At 65.2% G+C, this 681-nt stretch carries 2 protein-coding genes; one reads left to right on the top strand and one right to left on the bottom strand.

Annotated features, from left to right (window positions below):
* On the top strand, positions 1–194 hold a 194-nt coding region (locus BN903_RS10700), incomplete at its 5' end, for a ribose-5-phosphate isomerase A (protein WP_048077717.1).
* A gap of 112 nt (positions 195–306) precedes the next feature.
* Here BN903_RS10700 and BN903_RS10705 read toward each other — a convergent pair.
* Positions 307–474, bottom strand: coding sequence for a DUF1931 family protein (locus tag BN903_RS10705; RefSeq protein WP_004047560.1), 168 nt, complete (start codon positions 472–474; stop codon positions 307–309).
* Positions 475–681 lie beyond the last annotated feature (207 nt).

The raw sequence follows: 681 nt of genomic DNA on the forward strand, positions 1-681 counted from the left end.
GGAAGGACGGTCCGGTCGTCACGGACAACGGGAACCTCGTGTTCGACGCCTCGTTCGGCGCGATCGACGACCCGGACGCGCTGTCGACGACCCTCTCGACGACGCCGGGTGTCGTCGAACACGGGCTCTTCGTCGGGCTCGCCGACGAGGTCCACGTCGGGACCGAGTCGAGCGTTCGGGTCGCGAGGAGCTGATCGCGTCCGGATCACTGACGGAGCGCTGATCGCCGCTCGACGCCCTCTCGACGGACGCGTCGCTCGCCGGTCGGCGCTCGTCAAAAAATGAAGAACGGAAAGCGCGTCCGTCTTAGAGGTCGCGAGGCTGGACCGTCTTCCGGTCGTTGGCCTCGGCGCGGCGCGCGGCGTCTTCGAGCAGCTCGTCCACTTCGTCGTCCAGCGCGTCGTAGAAGTCCGAAGCGACGTTCTTGTCGTCCAGGGCTTCCTTGACGGCCGCTTTGACAATAAGGTCTGCCATGCGATCGGGCCTACCCGGTGATGGTTAATAAGAGTTCCTGAATTCGACCGCGAGGGACGCCGTGCCGCCGGTTCGCGGAGGGATGCGAACACAACGGCTTATAAATCTTGTGAGATTCGTGCCCCCGTATCGACGCGAACCCGACCCGAATCCGCCCCAAAGCCGATCCGACCGCCTCGCGTGCGCTTCTCGCGCACGCCCGAAACG

This window comes from Halorubrum sp. AJ67, from assembly GCF_000513435.1.